Below are 20,159 nucleotides of genomic sequence, written 5' to 3' on the forward strand. Positions count from 1 at the left end.
CGCGTTATTGGACGACGAATTCGGTGAACAGCACGTCGTCGACCTTCGCGCGCTGGTTGCCCGGCTGCGTCGGCTGTTCGATCAGCTCCCGCAGTTCCGTCGCGAGCGAACGCTTGCCGTCCGGCGTCGCGAGATCCTCGGGATGCTTGTTCGACAGCGCGAGCAGGATCCGGCTGCGGATCTCCGGCATGCGCGCGGTCAGCTGCTCCTGCGCCTTCGGGTCGGTGAGCTTCAGCGACAGGCCGACGCGCAGGTAGTGCTGCACGCCGTCGTCCGACTGCAGGTTCACGGTCAACGGGTCGAGCGGGAAGAACACCGGCGCGGCAAGCGGCGCGGGTTCGGCGGGCGCGCTCGCATGGCCGACGCCTGCCTTGCTCAGGAACACGTACATGCCGCCCGCGGCGGCGGCGGCCGCGCCCAGCGCGATGACGGCGATGAGCGCGATGCGCTTGAACTTGCCGGACGAAGCCGGCTTGTCGGCGGTCGGGTTTGCAGTCGTGGAGGCCATGTGAATGCGTGCGTGATGTCTCGTAGCATGCATTGTTCGGCATCCGGGCCGAGCCCGATGGGCGGAAAAGAGGGGGGAATTGCGGCTATCTCAGCCGATTGTCGGGCGGGTGTCGGCTCGATGCAGGGCGGGAACGGCGGGGCGAGGCGCGGCCGGCGGGCGCCGGGGCAGCGAGGCGGAGCGGGCTGGCGGCGGCGCCCGCCCGCGCGGCGTCAGATCGGCAACAGCGACAAGAGCGGCGCGATCAGCACCATCGCGACGCCGGCGATCATCATCGTGAGGCTCGACACGACGCCTTCCTCGCTGCCGATCTCGCGCGCCTTCGCGGTGCCCACGCCGTGGGCGGCCGCGCCGAACAGCGCGCCGCGCGCGAGCCGCGTGCGCATCGGCACCAGCGCCAGCACGATTTCGCCGAGCAGCATCCCGCAGATGCCGGTCGCGATCACGAAGAGGGCGGTGAGGTCCTTCGGTGCATGGATCTTGTCGGATACGGCCAGCGCGAACGGGGTCGAGACCGAGCGCGTCATCAGCGAGCGCTGCAGCTCGGGCGACAGGTGCAGCAGCTTCGCGAGCAGCAGCGACCCGCACACGCCCGCGCCGATCCCGACCGCGACGCCGACCGACAGCGACAGCCAGTGGCGGCGGATCAGGTCGCGGTACTCGTAGATCGGCACCGCGAACGCGATCGTCGCCGGGCCGAGCAGCCACATCAGCCAGCGCGTGTCGCGGAAATAGACCGAATACGGGATGCCGGTCAGCAGGACCAGCAGCACCAGCACGCCGGGCACGAACACGAGCGGCGAGAACAGCAGCGTCTTCCTGTACGCGTAAAGCCGCTTCGACACAAAATACAGGACGACCGTCAGCACGAAGCAGCCGACGGAAATCGCGGTATTCACTTGGTCGGCGGACAGGTTCGACAGCAGCGCGGGCATTCCAGGCTCCGGCTCAGTGGGCGGACACGGTGGCGAGGCGCGCGCGGCGGCGCTCGGCGAACACGCGCTGCGCGGCGAGGCGGCGTTCGAGCTTCGCGGCGAGATCGACCGCCACCGCCACCGCGACCATCACGAAGGCGGTGCCGGCGAGCATGACCAACGCGATACGCCAGCCGTCCTCGCGGAAGAGCCCGCCGTACTGGACGGCCGCGACGGCGGCCGGCACGAAGAACAGCAGCATGTCGGACAGCAGCCAGTTCGCGCCGTCCTTGACCCACGCGGGCGCGACGCGGCCTGAAAACAGCAGCGCGAGCAGCACCGCGAGGCCGATCACGCCGGACGGCACCGGCAGCCCGACCGCGCGTACCGTCCAGTCGACGGCCATCCACAGCACGCCGAGCGCGGCGGCCTGAAGCACGATCCGGCCCGTACGCGCAACGTTGCCCGAAGCGGCGGGGCGGGCGGCGGCAGTGGCGGTCGGCTGGGTCATGGCGGGCTCCATACAGATGTTTCGTCGATGGTGTGAGTATAGGGTTTCCCCTAACCATAAATAAAATGACTTGTCTCTATCCTTATCATTCCAATTCGGAATTCAGTTTGTGTTCGCTGCACCAACCTGGGGAGTGATCGATGGAATTGCGCGCGCTGCGGTACTTCGTCGAGGTGGTCCGTCAGCAGAGTTTCACGGCGGCCGCCGACCGGCTGTTCGTCACGCAGCCGACCATCAGCAAGATGGTGAAGGCGCTCGAGGACGAAATCGGCTCGCCGCTGCTGCTGCGTGACGGCCGGCAGATGGTGCTGACCGACGCGGGGCGGATCGTGTTCCAGCGCGGCCAGGACGTGCTCGCCGCGCAGGCGCAGCTGCAGTCGGAGCTGAAGGATCTCGGCACGCTCGGGCGCGGCGAGCTGACGATCGGCATTCCGCCGCTCGGCGGGTCGCTGTTTACGCCGATCATCGCCGCGTACAAGCAACGCTATCCGAACATCGAGCTGAAGCTGTTCGAGCAGGGCGCGCGGATGATCGAGGCCGCGCTGATGTCGGGCGAGCTCGAGCTCGGCGGGCTGCTGGAGCCGGTCGATCCCGCCACGTTCGAGCGGTTGCCGATGGTGCGCGCGCCGCTGTGGCTCGTCGCGCCGCGCGAGTCGCGCTGGGAGGACCACAAGGCCGTGCCGCTCGCCGATCTCGCGCGCGAGTCGTTCGTGTTCTACGCGGAGAGCCTCGCGCTGCACGACGCGGTGCTCGACGCGTGCCGGCAGGCCGGCTTCACGCCGTCGATCGTGAGCCGCAGCGGACACTGGGATTTCATGGCGGCCCTCGTGCACGCGGGCGTCGGCATCGCGCTGTTGCCGGAGCCGTACTGCCGGCGGCTCGACGCGCGGCAGTTCACGTGCCGGCCGATCGTCGAGCCGGAAATCACCTGGGCGATCGCGCTCGGCTGGCTGAAGAAGGGTTACCTGTCGCACGCGGCGCGTGCATGGCTCGAGGTCGCGCGAGCGACGCTGCCGATCGCGTCGGGCGACGATCTGGCCTTCGGCGGATTGCTGGCGCGGGAGTGAGGCCCGCCGCCGGGATGGATGGGGAGCGGGCCGGCGCCGGCGCGGCCCGCCGCGCGTTCAGTGCCCCATCGCCGGCCCCGCGCCCTTCTTCGGCTTCGTGATCCACACGAGCGCCGCGAGCGCGATGAACACGCCCGCCGACAGGTGAAAGAAGTCGTTGGTCGCCATCATGAAGCCCTGCTGCGTGACGAGCTGGTTGAGCTGTGCGTTGGCCGTCTGCCCGACGATGCCGAGCTGCGCGAGCGCGCCCTGGTAGTCGGTCGTGCTCTGCGCATAGACGCTCACCGATTCCGACAGCCGCGCGTGGTGGTAGATCGCGTCGTTCTCCCAGAACGTCGAGCTGGCCGCGGTGCCGATCGCGCCGGACAGCGTGCGCAGGAAGTTCGACAGCCCCGACGCGCTCGCGAGCCGCTCGTCGGAGATGCTCGACAGCGTGATCGTCGTCATCGGCACGAAGAAGCACGCGACGCCGATCCCCTGCACGAGCCGCGGCAGGATCACGTGGTTGAACGGCACGTCGAGCGTGAACGTCGAGTTCCAGATCGACACGCCGGCGAACACGATGAACGCGAAGCTCGCGACCATCCGCAAGTCGAGCCGGTGCATGTTGCGGCCGATCAGCGGCGACAACACGAGCGCGAGCAGCCCGACCGGCGCGGTCGCGAGGCCGGCCTTGCCGGCCGTGTAGCCCATCACCGTCTGCAGCCACAGCGGGAAGATCACGACCGAGCCGAAAAACGCCATGAAGCCGAACGAGATGATCATCGCGCCGAGGGCGAAGTTGCGGTCCTTGAACAGCGACAGATCGACCACCGGTTCCTTCTCGGTCGCCTCCCACACGAGCATGAACGCCAGCGACACGACCGCGATCAGCGCGAGCGCGACGATGAAGGTCGAGTTGAACCAGTCGCGGTCCTTGCCGAGGTCGAGCATCATCTGCAGGCACGACACGCCGATCACGAGCAGCGCGAGGCCGACCGCGTCGATCCGCTGCTTCGTCGTCTTCGTCTCGCGGCCGCGCAGCAGGAAGTACGCGCAGGCCGCCGAAAAGATCCCGATCGGCAGGTTGATGTAGAAGATCCACGGCCACGTGTAGTTGTCGCTGATCCAGCCGCCCAGCAACGGGCCGAAGATCGGCGCGACGATCACCGTCATCGCCCATAGCCCGAGCGCGAGCCCGCGCTTCGCGGGCGGATAGCTGCGCATCAGGATCGTCTGCGACAGCGGCACCATCGGCCCCGACACGAGGCCCTGCAGCAGCCGGAACGCAATCAGCGTCTCGAAGTTCTCCGCGAGGCCGCACAGCGCCGACGCGATCGTGAACGCGAGCACCGACAGCGTGAACAGGCGCACTTCGCCGACCCGTCGCGCGAGCCAGCCGGTCAGCGGCACCGCGATCGCGGACGCGACCGAATACGACGAGATCACCCACGTGCCTTCGCTCGTCGCGACGCCGAGGCTGCCCGAGATGGTCGGCACCGCGACGTTCGCGATCGACGTGTCGAGCACTTCCATGAAGGTGCCGAGCGCGAGCCCGACGGTGAGGAGCGCGAGCGCGCCGCCGGTCAGCGGCGCGGGTTCGGCGGGACGGGGCGCGGCGGATGCCGTGGTGGCGGACATCGGAATCTCCTAGACGCGGCGCGCGCGACGCGCCGGCACAGCGCACGGGCGCACGATATCGCGCGGCCCGGCTGGTGGGAACGGGTGAGGGGAGAGACGGAGCGCGTGCCTTGTCATCTTCTGCCCAGACAGAGAAATAAGCGACTGCTTAACCTAGACATCGGGCCTCCGTGCTCAACAATCCGGTTCGTCGGGCTTCGGGCAGCCGGTGTCGCCGGGCCCGTTGGCGATGAACCGCTGCAGCAGGCCGGTGAGCAGCGCGAGCTCGTCGGCCGAGAAGCCGGCAAGCTGCGCGTTCAGCGCGGTCGCGATCAGCGACGGCAGCGCGCGGGCCGCTTCGGCGCCGCGTTCGGTCAGCGTCAGCTCGATCACCCGGCGGTCCTGTTCGCTGCGCGAGCGTGCGATCAGGCCCTTGCGCTCGAGACGGTCGAGCATCCGGGTCATCGATCCACTGTCGTACGACATCTTGCGCGACAGCTCGAACGGCGTGCGCGCATAGCCGCGCGACAACAGCAGGATCACGCCGATCTGCTGCGCGGTGAGGTCGTACGGCTCGAGCGCGCGGTCCATTCGCTCGACGAGCGCCTGCCGGGCCTTGGTCAGGTAATAACCGAGGCTCGTTTCCAGTGCGATGGTGTCGGGATCGTAGAGGCCGCCGTTCATGCGAATTGCGCGCGCAGCAATAGTGCGTTTCAGGTCAAAACGCGCCCAGTATCTTGAAAATTAATTGCTTAGTCAATATTATTTCAGGCAACCAGTTACGACGTGCATGTTGCACTGCCGGAGACGATGTTCTGACCGCTTCGCCCGCGCTGCCGGGCACCCCGAGGATGTTCGCGATGCTGTTCCTGAAAAATGCCGCCGGCGCGCTGCGCCGCAACCTGACCGATACCGCTCATCATGTGTTCTCCGGGCCGCACCGCGGCTGGAAGATCGCGCTGTACGTGACGATGCTGGTGGTACCGGGCGGATCGCTCGCGGCACTCGGGTTCGCATGGTTCGATCACCGCCGGCAGCGCAACGCGAAGCACACCGCCCGCCGCACGAGCCAGCCGGCGGCAACGGAGCCGTCGACATGGCGGTCCGCCGCCGATCCCGTCCCGGCGCCCGTGCACTGCCACTGACCCCGCGCCACCCCCGCCATCCGGACTGAACGCCGGCCGCATCCCCGCGGCCCGGCGCCGTCCGCGCCGCATTCGTTGCCCGCTCCGTGCGCAAGCGATCCGTAATGACCGGTAAACCGGCCGGCCGAGCCGGTAACACATTCGTGCCGCCGCGCACCGTACCCTTAGGGCTGCGCAGCTTTCCCGCCGTCAGTTACCATTTGTCCGCCAGCGGCACAACGACCGCATCGCGCGACGCCGCTCGCCGGCCATCGCGCCCAGACAGGAATACCACGATGCCGTACGCCCCCCTCCCGCGCGCCCTTCGCCCGCTGAGCGCCGCCGTCGCCGTTGCGACGGCCGTGCTGCTCGCCGGCTGCGCCGTCGGGCCCGACTATCACCGGCCCGACACGTCGATCCCCGCCGCCTTCAAGGAAGCGCCGGCCGGCTGGAAGGTCGCGCAGCCCGCCGACCGGGCCGACCGCGGCCCGTGGTGGACCGTCTACAACGATCCGCAGCTCGACGCGCTGATCGGCAAGCTCAACGCATCGAACCAGACCATCGCGCAATCGGCCGCCGCGTACCGGCAAGCCCGCGCGCTCGTCGCCGAAGCGCGTGCCGCGTACTTCCCGACCGTCGGGCTGACCGCGTCGGGCTCGCGCTCCCGCACCGGGCGCGCGTCGACGTCGAGCACGTCGGGCTTCGGCAGCAGTTCGTCGATCGGCAACAGCTACAGCGTCGGTCTCGATGCGAGCTGGGAGCCCGACCTGTGGGGCAAGGTGAGCCGCAGCGTCAGCGCGCAGCGCGCCGGCGAGGCGGCCGCCGCGGCCGATCTCGCGAACGCGCGGCTGTCGCAGCAGGCGCTGCTCGCGCAGACCTACTTCCAGCTGCGCACGTCCGATGCGCTGCAGAAGCTGCTCGACGACACCGTGAAGTCGTACGGCGAATCGCTGAAGCTCACGCAGAACCAGTACGCGCAGGGCGTCGCCGCGCGCGCGGACGTGATCCAGGCGCAGACGCAGCTGCAGAGCGCGCAGGCCGCGGCGATCGAAAACGGCGTCGCGCGCTCGCAGTACGAGCACGCGATCGCGACGCTGATCGGCGAACCGGCCTCGACGTTCTCGCTGCCGCCGAATCCGCTCGCGGCGGAGCCGCCGATCACGCCGGTCGACGTGCCGTCCGCGCTGCTCGAGCGCCGGCCCGACATCGCGGCGGCCGAGCGCCGCGCGGCGGCCGCGAACGAGCAGATCGGCGTCGCGATTGCCGCGTTCTTCCCGACGCTCACGCTGTCGGCCACCGGCGGTTTCCAGAGCTCGGTGTGGTCGCAGCTGTTCACGCTGCCCGCGCGGTTCTGGACGGTCGGCCCGCAGCTCGCGGCGACGTTGTTCGACGCCGGCCTGCGCGCCGCGCAGACAGATGCCGCGCGCGCGACCTACGACCAGGACGTCGCCGCGTACCGCCTCGCGGTGCTCACCGCGTTCCAGGACGTCGAGGACAACCTCGCGTCGCAGCGCATCCTCGCGCAGGAAGTCGACGTGCAGCGGCAGGCCGTCGACAGCGCAGAGCACGCGCTCGCGATCGTCACGAACCAGTACAAGGCCGGCACGGTCGCCTACCTGAACGTGCTGACCGCGCAGACCACCGCGTTCACCGCGCAGCAAAAGCTCGCGACGATCGGCGGGCAGCGGATGGTGTCGTCGGTCGGGCTCGTGAAGGCGCTCGGCGGCGGCTGGGATGCATCGGACATGGCGCGCGAAACGGGCGATGTGGCGGCGCCGGTGCCAGCGCCGGTGCCGGCATCCGGTGCGGCGGCGCCGTCGGCTGCCGCACCGCTCGCGCAGAAGTAAGACGGGAAAAGGCGAGCGCGCCGGGCGCGTCAGCGCGTCGCGTCGCCGAAGATCAGCGACACCTGGTTGTTGCCGATCGGATGGCCGAGCAAGTTCAGCAGCCCGGCGAGATTCGCCTGCTGCTCGGGCGCCGCGTGCGCGGTGCCGCGAAACGAACCCTGACCGGGGCCGAAGCTGCCGTGCCCGTCGAGGAACAGCGGGCCCTGCGTCGTCGACAGGTCGAGATCGGCGTCCGCCCCCTTCGCCTGTAGCACTGCCCGGTACGACCCGAGCGGCTTCACGCGCGACACGCGCGAACTCATCGAATCGATCGTCACCGTCAACTGGCCGAACGCGTTGTTGCCGATCATCCGCCAGTCGGTCCAGCCAAGCCGCACGTCACCCTGCAGGTCGAGCGTGTTGAACGGCGTGCCGAGCCCGGCGAGCAGCGACGCGGGCACGGCCATAGAGCCCGCCGACAGCACCGCGCCGCGCCACGTCGCGTCGAGCGTGACGGCGTCGGGCATTGCCTCGGTCTGCCGCATGCGCATCTGCACGCGCCCGGTCAGGAGCGGCCAGAAGCCCGTGGTCCATTCGACCCGGCCCGGCAGCAGCGTCGCCGCGCTCTGGTCGGCGCCCGGCGCGAGCATCAGCGTGCCCGAGCCGTGCCACAGCGATCCGTCCGGATCGACGAGGTTGACGTGCCCGCCGGTCGCGCGCGCGAACCGCGGGGCGATCCAGGCGGCCGGCGCGAGCGCGACGAGCGTCAGCGCCGTCGCGAGCCCGCCCGCCACCACCCACGGCAATGCGGCGACGAGCCGCCGGATCCCTGGCCTCATCGGCCGACCGTCGCTTGTTTCATCCACTGCGTCATTTCTGCGTCGAGGGTTGCATCACGGCCGTCAGGTCGACCTGGCCGTCTTCCTTCAGCGCGGTCACGTGCGCTTCGCCGACCTGCACCTTGAACTGCCGGCGCGCGTCGTCGAGCCACTGCGTCCACACCGGGAACGGCACGTTCTTCATCTGGACCTGCACGCCGTTACCGACGACCTGCACCTGCGCGCCCTGCAGCCCGTGATCGGACAGCGACGCGGTGAGCGCGTCCTTCAGCGCGAGGCCGGTCGGCGCGACGCCTTGCGCGGCGGCCGTCAGCGACTTCGCCTCGGTGGCCTGCGCGGTCATCTGCGCGAGCTCGCGGCGCATCGTCGGCAGTTCGTGGCGGATCCGCGCGCGGCCTTCCTGCGCGGGCGACCACAGCACCGAATACGCGATCGCGACCGCCAGCACGGCGCCGCCCCAGCCGAGCAGCGTCCGCTCGCGCGGCGTGCGTTCGCCCCAGAACTGGGCCAGCGTCTGGTTCAGTTGTTCGGTCTTCATGAGCGGCTCCGGATCGTCCATTTGCCGGTGCTGCTGTCGACTTCGCCGGACAGCCCGTTGCGTGCGAGACGCTGCGGGAAATCGGGGTCGACCTTGACCTCCGGCTTGAAGCCGACGTCGAGCCGCCGGTCGTGATAATCGAGCGACGCGATTCCGTTCAGCGGCAGTGCGCCCATCGAACGCGACAACCCGCTCGACAGCGCGAGGAAATCGTTCGGCGACAGCTCGCCGGCCGCAAGGCGCAGCTGGTCGAGCTGGCGCTGCATCTGCGCGGGCGGATCGAGCACCGTCGTCGTCTTCGGGAAGGCCGACAGCAGCGTCTCGGTGATCTGCGCGGACAGCGCGTCGCGCTCGCGCGACAGCTTCCACCAGTGCAGGTTCATCCCGATCACCGCGACGCCGAGCGTGGCCGCGGCGAGTGCGATCGGCACGCGCAGGCGCTTCACCGTCGCGCGGTCGAAGCGCCACGGCTGGGATTCGAATTCGAACTGGCACAGATCGAAGCGCTCGGTCAGCGCACGCCGCGCGAATGCGTCGAACGACAGCGGTTGCGCGCCGGGCAGCAGCGGGCCGTCGGCACGACCGACCGACGCGAGGCGCGGCTCCGCGCCCGGTTCGCCGAGTTCGTACAGCTCGACGTCGCCGCCACCGGCGAGCGCGGCCAGCGTGCCGCCCGCGCGGGATGCCGGCGCCGCGAAACCTTCGCCGAGCGCGCCGCGCGCGATCGCAAGCTCGAGACGCGGCGCACCGGCCGCGGCCGGCTGCGCGCCGGCTTCCACGAGCACGGGTTCGACCGTCGTCGCGAGGCCGAGCACCGCGGCCACCGCCGTCGGGCGAAGGGGCGGCTCGTCCGCCGCCGTGATTGCGGCGGCCGGCGTGGCCTCACCCTCGGCAGGCGCATCGGGCGCAGCGTCCGCCGCCGGCGCCCGCGGCGCGGGCAGGCAGCGCGTCGCGGGCACGGCGCTCAGGTGCCGATGGCCGGCCGCCGTGAACGCGTCGCAGATCGCGCGGAACCACGCGCGATCGACGACGGCCAGCACGCGGCGGCCGTCCGGCAGCGCGACCGGATCGAGCGCGATATGGCAGCCGAGCGGATCCTGGATCAGCTGGTCCTCGACGATGTTGGGCAGCGCCTGGCGCAGCTTCGGCCCCTTGAGCGGCGGCACGGTCGCGGCCAGCAGCAGCACGTCGCGCGCGGCGACGATCAGCACCGTCGCGTTCGCGCGCGGCAGCAGCGCGAGCGCGGCGCGGCCCGCGCGCTGCACCTGGCCGGCCTTGTCCACGAGCGTGAACGGCAGCTCGGGCCACTGCCACTCCTGCAGCGGCACGGCCGGCTCGCGCGGCGGCAAAGAAACAATCAGCGTGCTCAAGAGCTCCTCTCCCGAATGGCGTCGTTATAGCTGGTCGCGGATGCGCACGACCCGCGTCGAGTGCGTGGTCGAATCACGATACACGAGCGAGGTGCGATCGACCTCCGCGCGATCGTGCTGAATCCGGCCATGCACGATGAAATAGTTCGAATTGACGTCGACGAGGCTCGAGTCGATCGTCGCGTTCGGCGGCGCTCCGGCGCCGCGCAGCGCGAGCTGCACGTCGCCGACGTTGCGGAAAAACACGGTCTCGCGCCGCGCCACGAGCGCCTGCGCGGACGACACGCTCATCCCCGGCACCAGCGCCGCGATCACCTCGGCCGGCGCGGTATTCATGTTCACCGGCGTGGTGGTCGGCAGCACGGTGACGAACGGGCGCAGCCGCGCGACCATCTCGGGCGTGACGCCGTCGACGTCGAGCAGGCTGTCGACGCCGGTCATCTGGAGCGGCGCGGGCCCGCGATCGCCGTCGGACATCCCCGGTTCGTCGGTGATGTTGCCGGTCATGTCGCCGCCGGGCACCGGCGCGGTCGCGGCCGTACCGGCGCCGGGCAGCGTCGGCGTCTGGAAGCGCGTCGCCGAATGCATCAGGCCCGCGCGCATCTGCAGCGCGATCCGCTTCGCGAACGCGCCGTCGTAGCCGAGCGTCGTCAACAGCCGCTGGAATGCCTGGAGCTGCATCACGTTGAGTTGCAGCACGCCGGGCGCCGGCGACGACACGAGGTTGCGCAGGTTGTACTTCGCCTGCGCGTCCTCGATCGATCCGGAGATGTAGGTGTCTTCGCCGCCGTTGTCGTTCGGCGCGCCGATCCGGCCGAGGAAGTCGGACAGCTTGGTCTTCGCGATCGGCACGGCCCAGATTCCGCCGAGATAGGTGATGCCGGGCGCCGTGTCGCCTTCGGAGCGCAGGATCATGCGCGTCCAGTCGAGCGCGCCGCGCGCGACCCACTGCGCCTGCGCGATCACGCGCTGGTTCTCGATGCGGCGAATCTGCACCTGCTGACGCCACAGCATCCCCGACACGAGGATCGCCGACAGCGCGACGACGAGCAGCGCGGTGATGATCGCCGCACCGCGCTCGCGGCGCGTGCGTGCATGCGCGCGTGCGCCGCCGCGAGCGGCGAACCGGGAACGGTGAGGGCGCGCGCGCATCGTCATTCCCCGACGAGGAAAATGCGCGTGACGGGCATGCGCAGCGACGTCGCGCCGATGCTGACCTGCAGCCCCGTCACCGCGCGCGTCGGCGGCGCATTGCCGATCTGCGGCACCTTCAGCGCATCGTTGTTCTGCGACAGCGCGTCGCTGGCCGCCTGCAGGTTGGTGGTCCAGCCGACGCGCGGCACGTACAGCTTCGCGTCGATCGCACCGACGCCGCCCATCAGCGCGACCCAGCTCCAGCCGTCGACGCTGCTGTCCTTCAGCACGTCGCGCAGGCGGTTCGCGTCGTCGAGCGGCGGCGACGCATAGCGCACGACGCGCCCGCCGGCGATCCGGTAGCGGACCACCTGCAACCGAGGCGCGGCGCCCGGCACGTCGAGTTCGCGGACGATCTGCAGCGTGTTGCCGGCGACGCCGATCGCCGGCTGGCCGGCTTCGTCGTCGGTGGCGGCGAGCCGCGCGTCGATGCGCATCTGGTCGAACATCTGCGCGAAGATGCGCTCGTCCTCCATCGCGGACGCGACCTTGTCGCGGCCGCGCATGATCTGGTCGAGGCCGCGCCACGAGAGGATCGCGACCACCGCGAGGATCGCGATCGCGATCATCAGTTCGATCAGCGTGAAGCCGCGCACGCGGCGCGAGCCGACGGAACGCACGGGCCGGCGCCGCATCGGCGCGTCAGAGCGGACGGCTGGTTTCATTCGCGACCACCGTCACCATTTGCGCGAGCACGCCGGCGTGCCCCGGCATGCTCACCGACATCTGCACGCGCCGGAACACCGGGTTCGGCGTCGTGCTCACGCGCTGCGTGCAGACCAGCTGCACGTTGCCTTGCGAACAGTCGAAACTCTGCTCGCCGACCTCCGGCCACGCATGCGTGAGCCGCAGCTGCGCGAGTGCGTTGTCGGCGCTCCAGCCGGCGAGCAGCCGGCGATGGAGATCGGATGCATTGGTCGCCATCGTGCCGACCGCGCGGATCGACGCGGCGAGCGCGACCGCGATGATCGCGAGCGCGACCAGCACCTCGATCATCGTGAAGCCTCGGGAAGGAGCCGGGAAGGGCAGGCGACGACGCATCGTCATTGCACCTCGTAGCGGCCGTTGCCGGTGCCGACGATCGTCGCGCTGCCGACTGCCGAATGGAGCGTCACGCGCACCGGCGTGTCGACGCTTTCGATGCCGAACACGACGCGGCTCGCACGCGTGTCGGATCCCGGATAGTCGATGTCGGCGCCGGTGACGCCGCCGTCCCAGTCGCGCGGGCGCAGCACGTCATCGCGCAGCGTGCGCCAGCCGTCGGGCGAGCTCACGTCGAAACGGAAGCCGTGCTCGGTCGGCTGCCACGCGATCGGACGTGCGCGCACCTGCGCTTCGTCGCCGGCCGTCTCGAACAGCAGCGCGATGCGCTGCGCTTCCTCGCGCAGGTCGGTGCGCGGATTGCGCGTGAGCGACAGCGACGCGAGCGACACCAGCAGGCCCGCGATCACGAGCACGACCAGCATCTCGAGCAGCGTGAAGCCGTGCGCGCGCGCCGCGGTCACGGCCGCGCCGCGACGCACGCGGCCGTCGCGGGCATCGCGGCGAGCGCGAGCGGAGCGCAAGGGCGTGCGAAAGGCGGGCATGAAGTGAAGAAGCGGGAAGAACGTCGGTCCGGTTAGTGCGGGCTTACTGCCACGAACCGATGTCGGAATCGTTGCTCTCGCCGCCTTCCTTGCCGTCGGCGCCGTAGCTGAACACGTCGATCTCGCCGTGCACACCCGGGTTCAGGTACTTGTACCCGTTGCCCCACGGATCGTTCGGCAGGCGCTCGAGATAGCCGCCGTCCTTCCAGTTGTTCGGGATCGGATCGGTGGTCGGCTTCTGGGTCAGCGCGTTCAGGCCCTGTTCCTGGGTCGGATAGCGGCCGTTGTCGAGACGGTACAGCTTGAGCGCCTGCATGATCGTGCCGATGTCCTGCTTTGCGGCGATACGGCGTGCCTCGTCGGGACGGCTCATGATCTTCGGCACGATCAGTGCCGCCAGGATCCCGAGGATCGCGACCACCACCATGATCTCGATCAGCGTGAAACCGCGCTGACGGCGCACGGCCGCATTACGGCGAGTGATCCACGTTTGCATGACTGACTACCTCTTTCCAAAAAATATCGTCGATTGAGTGACGCACCCGGCGTATTCCGGACGCTTGCCTGACGGCTGGCTTCCGTTTCCCCGGGCGCGGAGCACGCATTGTAAGGCGCGCATTGCCGAGGGCTTTCACCCAACGCAAATTTCATATACATCCGTACAATAGCGCGCATGAACGCGCTCTCGATCCGGATCCTCTCCCTAGCCCTCTTCGCGGGTTTGTGCGCGACGGCCACCTACTGGGTCGTCACGCTGTCGGCCCGCGAAGCGCCGCTGCCCGCCGCCGCTGCGCGGTTGCCGATCCGCACCGAGGACGCCGCCGCGCTCTTCGGCGGACAGCTCGACAAGAATCCCGTGCAGGACATCCACCTGTTCGGCATTCTCGCGCTCGATCATGGCGGCGCCGCGATCGTCGGCGTCGGCGGCGAACCGCCGCGTGCCGTGTCGCTCGGCGCGGAAGTCACGCCCGGCGCGAAGCTCGCCGAAGTCCGCAGCCGCTCGATCATCGTCGACCGCAACGGCGCCCGCGCCGAAATCCAGCTCCCCGCGAACACGCCGTCCCCCGCGATCTACATGCGTTGAACGGCGGCGGCCCGACCGGCGCCCGGGCCGTCACTGCACCATGTTGTTCAGCTCGATGATCGGCAGCATCACGGCCAGCACGATCACGAGCACGATGCCGCCCATCGCGAGGATCAAGAGCGGCTCGAGCAGGCTCGTCAGGAACATCGTGCGCCGCTCGAGTTCGCGCGCCTCGCCTTCCGCCGCGCGATCGAGCATCGTCGTCACGTCGCCCGTCGCCTCGCCTGAACGGATCAGGTGCACCAGCACCGGCGGAAACGTCTTCACGTTGTTCAGCGCGCGCGACAGCGCGGAGCCTTCGCGCACGCGCACGATCGCATCGTCGATGTTCGCGCGCATCGCGCGGTTCGACAGCGTCTCGCCGGCCGCCTGCAACGCGCGCAGGATCGGCACGCCGGCCGCGGTCAGGATCCCGAGCGTGCTCGCGAAGCGCACCGTGTTGTAGCCGCGCACGAGCTTGCCCGCGAGCGGCGCCGTCAGCACCCAGCGGTCGAACGCGAGCCTGGGCCCGTCGCGCGACAGCGTCGCCTTCACGAACCACACGACGAGCGCGACCGCGATCAGGATCGCCCACCACCAGTGCCGGACGAAATCCGACAGCGCCATCATCACGATCGTCAGCAGCGGCAGTTGCTGCTTCGTGCTCGCGAACACGTTGACGACCTGCGGCACGACATAGCTCAGCAGGAACGTGACGATGCCGAATGCGATCAGCGTGACGATTCCCGGATACGTGAACGCCAGCAGGATCTTCTGCTTCAGCGCGTTGCTCTGTTCGATGTAGTCGGCGAGGCGCGACAGCACGATGCCGAGCTTGCCGGTGTGCTCGCCCGCCGCGACGAGCGCGCGGTAGATTTCCGGAAAGTCGCGCGGATGCTGGCCCAGCGCGTTCGCGAGCGAATGGCCGCCGAGCACTTCCGCGCGGATCGCGGCCATCAGTTCGCGGATGTAGTCGCGTTCAGCCTGCTCGGTGAGCACGCCGAGCGCCTCGTCGAGCGGCAGCCCCGCGATCAGCAGGCTCGCGAGCTGGCGCGTGAGGATCGCCTGCTCGCGCTGCGACAGCTTGCGGCCGAACGCGAGGCGCTGCGAGCGCGCGCCGCGGGTCGCGCTGGCGGCCGGCTCGACGACGAGCGGCGTGAGCCCCTGCGTGCGCAGCTGGCCGCGCGCGGCGCGCGCGCTGTCGGCGTCGATCACGCCTTTCTGCGCGCGCCCCGCCGAATCGATTGCTTCGAAACGGAATGCCGGCATCGCGCTATGCGCCTCCCGTCACGCGCAGCACTTCCTCGAGCGACGTCGCGCCGGCCGCGAGCCAGCGCTCGGCGTCGTCGCGCAGCGTGCGCATCCCTTCCGCGCGGCCAGCGGCGAGAATCTCCGCATCGGCCGCGTTGCGGTGGATCAGCGTGCGGATCGAATCGTCGACGACCAGCAGTTCGTACACGCCGCGCCGGCCGGTGTAGCCCGAATGCCCGCACTTGTCGCAGCCGACCGGATGCCACACGGTGCGGCCTTCCTCGTGCCGCTCTTCCTTGCAGACCGGGCAGAGCTGGCGCACCAGGCGCTGCGCGAGCACGCCGAGCAGCGACGACGCGAGCAGGTACGGCTCGACGCCCATGTCGGTCAGGCGCGTGACGGCCGATGCGGCATCGTTGGTATGCAGCGTCGCGAGCACGAGGTGGCCCGTCAGCGATGCCTGCACCGCGATCTGCGCGGTTTCCAGATCGCGGATTTCGCCGATCATGATCACGTCCGGGTCCTGGCGCAGGATCGAACGCAGCGCGCGGGCAAAGGTCATTCCGATCCGCTCGTTCACCTGCGTCTGGCCGATGCCGGACAAGTCGTATTCGATCGGATCCTCGACGGTCATGATGTTGGTCGTCGCCGTTTCGAGCCGCGACATCGACGCATACAGCGTCGTCGTCTTGCCCGAACCGGTCGGGCCCGTCACCAGCACGATCCCGTGCGGGCGGCCGATCAGCTTGTCGAACTGGACGAGCGTGTCGCGGCCCATCCCGAGCGCCTCGAGGTTCAGGCGCTGCGCATCCTTTTCCAGCAGACGCAGCACCGCGCGCTCGCCGTGCCCGGTCGGTAGCGTCGACACGCGCACGTCGACCGGCCGGCCGCCGACGCGCAGCGTGATGCGGCCGTCCTGCGGCAGGCGCTTCTCGGCGATGTCGAGCTGCGCCATGATCTTGATCCGCGAGATCAGCGCGCCGTGCAGCGCCTTCTTCGGGCGCACGACGTCGCGCAGCGTGCCGTCGACGCGAAAGCGCACGACCGATGCGTTCTCGAACGGCTCGATGTGAATGTCCGAGGCCTGTTCGCGCGCCGCTTGCGTGAGCAGCGCGTTGATCATCCGGATGATCGGCGCGTCGTCTTCCGATTCGAGCAGATCCTCGACTTCGGGGATGTCCTGCATCAGCCGCGACAGGTCGACTTCGCCTTCGACCTCGCCGACGATCTGCGCCGCGCTGCCGTCCTGGCGCGCGTAGGCCTGGTTGATTGCCTGCGCGAGCTCGTCGGCCGGCACGCGATGCACGGAGATCGAGCCGAAGTTGCGCGCGATTTCGGCGAGCGCCGCGTCGTTCGTGCGTTCGCTGATCCACACCTCGAGCGTGTCGTCGAGCTGGTGCGCGATCAGCACCTGGCCGCTCTTCGCAAAGCCGTACGGCAACAGGCGCGCGGCGAGCGGCGACGGCGGCTGCCGTTCGCCCGGCGCGCCGTCGTGGGCGGAGGACGCGAGCACGTCGGTCACTGCGAGGCTCCCGGCGTGGCGGTCAGCGGTTGTTGCGGCACCGACTGCTGCGGCACGCTCTGCGGCTGCGCGGGCGTTGCCTCCGGCAACGGCTGGGCCGGCACCGGCGCCACCTGGCGCTGCAGTTGCTGGCGACGCATCTTGTCGAGATCGAACAGGTTCCCGGCGGGCGTGCCGCCCTGGCTCGGGCCGAGCGGCATTGGCGGGACGACCGGATCGTCCTTGTCGCGGATCACGTTGTTGTCCGACTTGTACGCGCCCGTCACGCCCTGGATGTAGTCGTAGCGGTTGCCCGTGACTTCCTGCGCGGTGTTGCGATCGGAAATGATCACGGGGCGCAGGAATACCATCAGGTTGGTTTTCGCGCGCACCTTCGATTCCGAACGGAACAGCTGGCCGATCCACGGAATGTCGCCGAGCAGCGGGACCTTGCTGTTCGATACCTGGTAGTTGTCCTGCATCAGGCCGCCGAGCACGATGATCTCGCCGTTGTCGGCCAGGATCGTCGACTGGATCGAGCGCTTCGTGAAGGTCGGGCCGGTCTGCGCGTTGGTGGTCCCGCTGACGACCGCCGAATCCTCCGTGTAGAGCTGCAGCTTCAGAATCCCGCCGTCGGTGATCTGCGGCTTTACGTGCAGCGTCAGGCCGACGTCGCGACGATCGTACGTGTTGAACGCGTTGCTCGTCGTGCCGCTCGTCAGGTTCGAATACGAGCCCGTCGCGATCGGCACGTTCTGGCCAACGACGATCTTCGCTTCCTCGTTGTCGAGCGTGATCAGGTTCGGCGTCGACAGCACGTTCGCGTCGCTCACGCCCGCGAAATACTGCAGCAGCGCGCCGAGGCCCTGCACGCCGAACATGTTGTGCAGCCAGCCGATGTTGAGGCCCGGGGTCAGCGTAGCGAGGTTGGCCGCCAGGCCAGGCGCGGTGCTGCCCGCCGCGCCCGTCGTCAGGTTGACGATGCTGTTACCCATGCCCAGCTGCGGGCTCAGGTTCGTGCCGCCGAGAAACTGGCCGCTCGCGACCTGCCACTGGATGCCGAGGTTGCCCTGCGTCGTCGAGTTCAGCTCGACGATCAGCGCTTCGATATAGACCTGCGCGCGCCGTGCGTCGAGCTGGTCGATCACCGAGCGCAGGTTCCGGTAGACCGGATCGGACGCGGTGATGATCAGCGAGTTGGTCGCCGAGTCGGCCTGGATCATCCCGCCCGGCTGGTTGTCGTCGCCCTTGTCCTTGTCGCCGCCGAGCAGGCCCCCGGTACCGAGGCCGCCGCTACCCGTCGCGCCGCCGCCGTACGACGACGAAGACGAACCGCCCAGGCCGCCCGACGGCAGCGGCGGGGTGCCCGACGTGCCAGTCGAGAAGTTGCCGCTCGACGACGAGCCGCCGCCCTGGTTGAAGCTGTTCGCATCGTTGGACGACGCCGACGAGCCGCTGTCGTTGCTGCTCTTGCCGAGCATCCCGCGCAGCGTCTTCGCGAGCTTCACCGCGTCGGCGTTGCGCAGCGGCACGACGTGCATGTTGCCGGGCACCGCGCTCGGCGCGTCGAGCTGCTGCACGAGGCGCTTCGCGGCCGCGAGGCGCGACGCGCTGGACGCGCGCAGCATCAGCGAGTTGGTGCGCGGATCGGCCGTGACCGACACCTTCAGCGTCGCGTCGCTGTTGCCGATCGCGCCGGGGTCGAGCATCTTCTGCAGTTGCGCGGCCAGGTCGATCGCGTTCGCGTTGCGCAGCGGCACGACCTGAACCTGCGCGCCCGCGGCGCTGTCGACACCCGAGATGATCTGCGCGATGCGGCGCACGTTGTCCGCGTAGTCGGTGACGACGATCGTGTTGTTCGCCGGGTAGGCGGTGACCGTGTTGTTCGGCGAGATCAGCGGCCGCAGCACCGGCAGCAGGTTGTTCGCCGATTCGTTGCGCAGCTCGAACACCTGCGTGATGACCTGGTCGCCGCGCGCCTGCGGCGCATTGCCGACATAGGTCGGCACGCCCTGCAGCTTCGCGTCGGCCTCCGGCACGACCTTCAGCACGCCGTGATCCTGCACGAGCGCGAAGCCCTGCATGCGCAGCGCCGACTGCAGCGTCTTCAGCGCCTGGTCTTCCGGCACCGGCCGTTCGGCCACGAGGTTAAGCTGCCCCTTCACGCGGGGGTCGACGATGATGGTCTTGCCGGTTGCGGCGCCGATCGCCTTGGCGACCTGGTCGATATCCGCATTCACGAAATTGAGCGTGACCTGAGCGTAGGCGGCCTGCGAGACGATGATGCCGGCGACCATCAAGGTCGTGGCGATGCGCCGCATAACGAAGCGATTTCTTGTCATGGATGATTGGGTCGATGCCGGCTCAGGCCACTTCCGGCGGTAGTGCTGGGATCCAGGTCCTAAAGGCGCGACATTAGCAGTTTTTCATGTCCGAAATATCACATTGATCCGAAGACTGTCTCACATACGACATGTATCCGGCACGCCGTATGCAATATGTAAGATTTCGGCAATGCCCCGGCATTCAGGCCATCGCCGTCGTTTTGCGATGAATCGACACGAAAATGCGGTATAAACGGGCTGCCGCCTTTCGCTTGTCGTCACGCGACGGACTGTCTGTATGATACGGGCGGCGCGTTTCCAGTCGTACGAATAACAGACACGGGTTTTCCCGATCCTTGCGTCATTTCCTTTTCGTTTCCGCAACATGAACAGACGGTTCGCTTCGATCGCGTTGATCGCCGCCGGCGCGTGGTTCGCCTGCGGAAACGCTCGCGCGGATTGTTTCGACGAAGCCGCCCGCTACCAGAAGGTCAATCCGCTGATCCTGCGCGCGATCGCGTGGCAGGAGTCGCGCAACCGGCCCGACGCGCTGAACAAGAACACGAACGGCTCGGTCGACTACGGCCTGATGCAGATCAATTCGATCCACCTGCCGACGCTGTCGCGCTACGGCATCGGCCGCGACACGCTGATGCAGCCGTGCAAGAGCGTCTACATCGCCGCGTGGCACCTGCGCCAGAAGATGAATCGCTACGGCAACACATGGCAGGCCGTCGGCGCCTATCATTCCGAAACGCCGTCGCTGCGCGACAAGTACGCACGGCAGATCGCCGGAATCCTGGCGCAGTGGAAGCTGCTACCGCCCGAGCAGTGACGCCGCGCCGCAGCGCCGGCTGACGCCATGCCGCTCGGCCGGCGCGCGTTTGATGCACAATGCGCATCTCACGCCGCGATTTCGACCGGCCCGGGCCGATCGCGCCCCG

The 20,159-nt window shown here is 69.0% G+C and carries 21 protein-coding genes; 5 read left to right on the plus strand and 16 right to left on the minus strand.

The window, feature by feature from the left end:
- Positions 1-4 precede the first annotated feature (4 nt).
- The 3 genes from fliL to HWX22_RS26415 all read right to left on the minus strand — a co-directional run bounded on the left by fliL (position 5) and on the right by HWX22_RS26415 (position 1,933).
- Complete coding sequence (gene fliL / locus HWX22_RS26405; protein ID WP_059531331.1) at positions 5-541, minus strand: flagellar basal body-associated protein FliL; 537 nt, start codon at positions 539-541, stop codon at positions 5-7.
- A 179-nt stretch (positions 542-720) separates the two neighbouring features.
- Positions 721-1,443 (minus strand): LrgB family protein, encoded by a 723-nt coding sequence (locus HWX22_RS26410; protein ID WP_059531328.1) that lies wholly within the window; start codon positions 1,441-1,443, stop codon positions 721-723.
- Between the two features lie 13 nt (positions 1,444-1,456).
- Entirely contained in the window at positions 1,457-1,933 is a 477-nt protein-coding gene (locus HWX22_RS26415; protein ID WP_059814600.1) for a CidA/LrgA family protein, read from the minus strand.
- A gap of 140 nt (positions 1,934-2,073) precedes the next feature.
- Here HWX22_RS26415 and HWX22_RS26420 point away from each other — a divergent pair, with 140 nt between their 5' ends.
- Positions 2,074-3,000, plus strand: coding sequence for a LysR family transcriptional regulator (locus HWX22_RS26420; protein WP_059531322.1), 927 nt, complete (start codon positions 2,074-2,076; stop codon positions 2,998-3,000).
- A gap of 57 nt (positions 3,001-3,057) precedes the next feature.
- On the opposite strand, the gene HWX22_RS26425 is transcribed toward HWX22_RS26420, so the two are convergent.
- Together HWX22_RS26425 and HWX22_RS26430 are read right to left on the minus strand one after the other, a co-directional pair.
- Positions 3,058-4,620, minus strand: coding sequence for a DHA2 family efflux MFS transporter permease subunit (locus HWX22_RS26425; protein ID WP_059814597.1), 1,563 nt, complete (start codon positions 4,618-4,620; stop codon positions 3,058-3,060).
- A 174-nt stretch (positions 4,621-4,794) separates the two neighbouring features.
- Positions 4,795-5,283, minus strand: coding sequence for a MarR family transcriptional regulator (locus tag HWX22_RS26430; protein WP_059531315.1), 489 nt, complete (start codon positions 5,281-5,283; stop codon positions 4,795-4,797).
- Between the two features lie 176 nt (positions 5,284-5,459).
- Between HWX22_RS26430 and HWX22_RS26435 the strand changes: the two genes are divergently transcribed.
- Both HWX22_RS26435 and HWX22_RS26440 read left to right on the plus strand, forming a co-directional pair.
- On the plus strand, positions 5,460-5,744 hold the full coding sequence (locus HWX22_RS26435) for a multidrug ABC transporter ATPase (RefSeq protein ID WP_175907841.1): 285 nt from the start codon (positions 5,460-5,462) through the stop codon (positions 5,742-5,744).
- Positions 5,745-6,019: 275 nt separating this feature from the next.
- Positions 6,020-7,570 (plus strand): efflux transporter outer membrane subunit, encoded by a 1,551-nt coding sequence (locus HWX22_RS26440; RefSeq protein WP_175916705.1) that lies wholly within the window; start codon positions 6,020-6,022, stop codon positions 7,568-7,570.
- Positions 7,571-7,599: 29 nt separating this feature from the next.
- On the opposite strand, the gene HWX22_RS26445 is transcribed toward HWX22_RS26440, so the two are convergent.
- From HWX22_RS26445 to gspG, 8 genes are read right to left on the minus strand one after another with little or no spacing between them, the layout of a single operon-like run.
- Positions 7,600-8,388 carry a type II secretion system protein N gene (locus HWX22_RS26445; protein WP_175916706.1) on the minus strand — a complete coding sequence of 263 codons (789 nt, stop codon included), beginning with the start codon at positions 8,386-8,388 and terminating at the stop codon, positions 7,600-7,602.
- A 31-nt stretch (positions 8,389-8,419) separates the two neighbouring features.
- Positions 8,420-8,926 (minus strand): type II secretion system protein M, encoded by a 507-nt coding sequence (locus HWX22_RS26450; RefSeq protein WP_059531425.1) that lies wholly within the window; start codon positions 8,924-8,926, stop codon positions 8,420-8,422.
- Positions 8,923-10,296, minus strand: coding sequence for a type II secretion system protein GspL (gspL, locus tag HWX22_RS26455; RefSeq protein WP_175916707.1), 1,374 nt, complete (start codon positions 10,294-10,296; stop codon positions 8,923-8,925). Before gspL ends, HWX22_RS26450 begins: the two co-directional genes overlap by 4 nt.
- Positions 10,297-10,320: 24 nt before the next feature.
- Positions 10,321-11,448, minus strand: a complete 1,128-nt coding sequence (gene gspK / locus HWX22_RS26460) for a type II secretion system minor pseudopilin GspK (protein WP_059531422.1) — start codon at positions 11,446-11,448, stop codon at positions 10,321-10,323.
- A gap of 2 nt (positions 11,449-11,450) precedes the next feature.
- Positions 11,451-12,155, minus strand: coding sequence for a prepilin-type N-terminal cleavage/methylation domain-containing protein (locus HWX22_RS26465; RefSeq protein WP_175916708.1), 705 nt, complete (start codon positions 12,153-12,155; stop codon positions 11,451-11,453).
- Complete coding sequence (gene gspI, locus HWX22_RS26470) at positions 12,133-12,537, minus strand: type II secretion system minor pseudopilin GspI (protein WP_059531297.1); 405 nt, start codon at positions 12,535-12,537, stop codon at positions 12,133-12,135. Before gspI ends, HWX22_RS26465 begins: the two co-directional genes overlap by 23 nt.
- Entirely contained in the window at positions 12,534-13,076 is a 543-nt protein-coding gene (locus HWX22_RS26475) for a GspH/FimT family pseudopilin (RefSeq protein ID WP_175916709.1), read from the minus strand. The genes gspI and HWX22_RS26475 overlap by 4 nt, the downstream gene beginning before the upstream one ends.
- Positions 13,077-13,119: 43 nt before the next feature.
- Positions 13,120-13,572, minus strand: a complete 453-nt coding sequence (gene gspG / locus HWX22_RS26480) for a type II secretion system major pseudopilin GspG (RefSeq protein ID WP_059531290.1) — start codon at positions 13,570-13,572, stop codon at positions 13,120-13,122.
- Positions 13,573-13,749: 177 nt separating this feature from the next.
- Between gspG and HWX22_RS26485 the strand changes: the two genes are divergently transcribed.
- On the plus strand, positions 13,750-14,160 hold the full coding sequence (locus HWX22_RS26485; RefSeq protein WP_059448336.1) for a type II secretion system protein N: 411 nt from the start codon (positions 13,750-13,752) through the stop codon (positions 14,158-14,160).
- Between the two features lie 30 nt (positions 14,161-14,190).
- Here HWX22_RS26485 and gspF read toward each other — a convergent pair whose 3' ends face one another.
- Genes gspF through gspD form a run of 3 tightly spaced genes read right to left on the minus strand, consistent with a single transcriptional unit; the run spans position 14,191 to position 19,233 of the window.
- Entirely contained in the window at positions 14,191-15,408 is a 1,218-nt protein-coding gene (gene gspF, locus HWX22_RS26490) for a type II secretion system inner membrane protein GspF (protein WP_059531287.1), read from the minus strand.
- 4 nt (positions 15,409-15,412) lie between these two features.
- On the minus strand, positions 15,413-16,912 hold the full coding sequence (gene gspE / locus HWX22_RS26495) for a type II secretion system ATPase GspE (protein WP_059531283.1): 1,500 nt from the start codon (positions 16,910-16,912) through the stop codon (positions 15,413-15,415).
- Entirely contained in the window at positions 16,909-19,233 is a 2,325-nt protein-coding gene (gene gspD, locus HWX22_RS26500) for a type II secretion system secretin GspD (RefSeq protein WP_175916710.1), read from the minus strand. The genes gspE and gspD overlap by 4 nt, the downstream gene beginning before the upstream one ends.
- Positions 19,234-19,600: 367 nt before the next feature.
- On the opposite strand from gspD, the gene HWX22_RS26505 reads away from it, so the two are divergent.
- On the plus strand, positions 19,601-20,050 hold the full coding sequence (locus HWX22_RS26505; RefSeq protein WP_059691488.1) for a lytic transglycosylase domain-containing protein: 450 nt from the start codon (positions 19,601-19,603) through the stop codon (positions 20,048-20,050).
- The last annotated feature ends 109 nt before the right edge of the window (positions 20,051-20,159 follow it).

It is taken from the genome of Burkholderia sp. BCC1638, assembly GCF_902833195.1.
Taxonomy (GTDB): Bacteria; Pseudomonadota; Gammaproteobacteria; order Burkholderiales; family Burkholderiaceae; genus Burkholderia; species Burkholderia diffusa.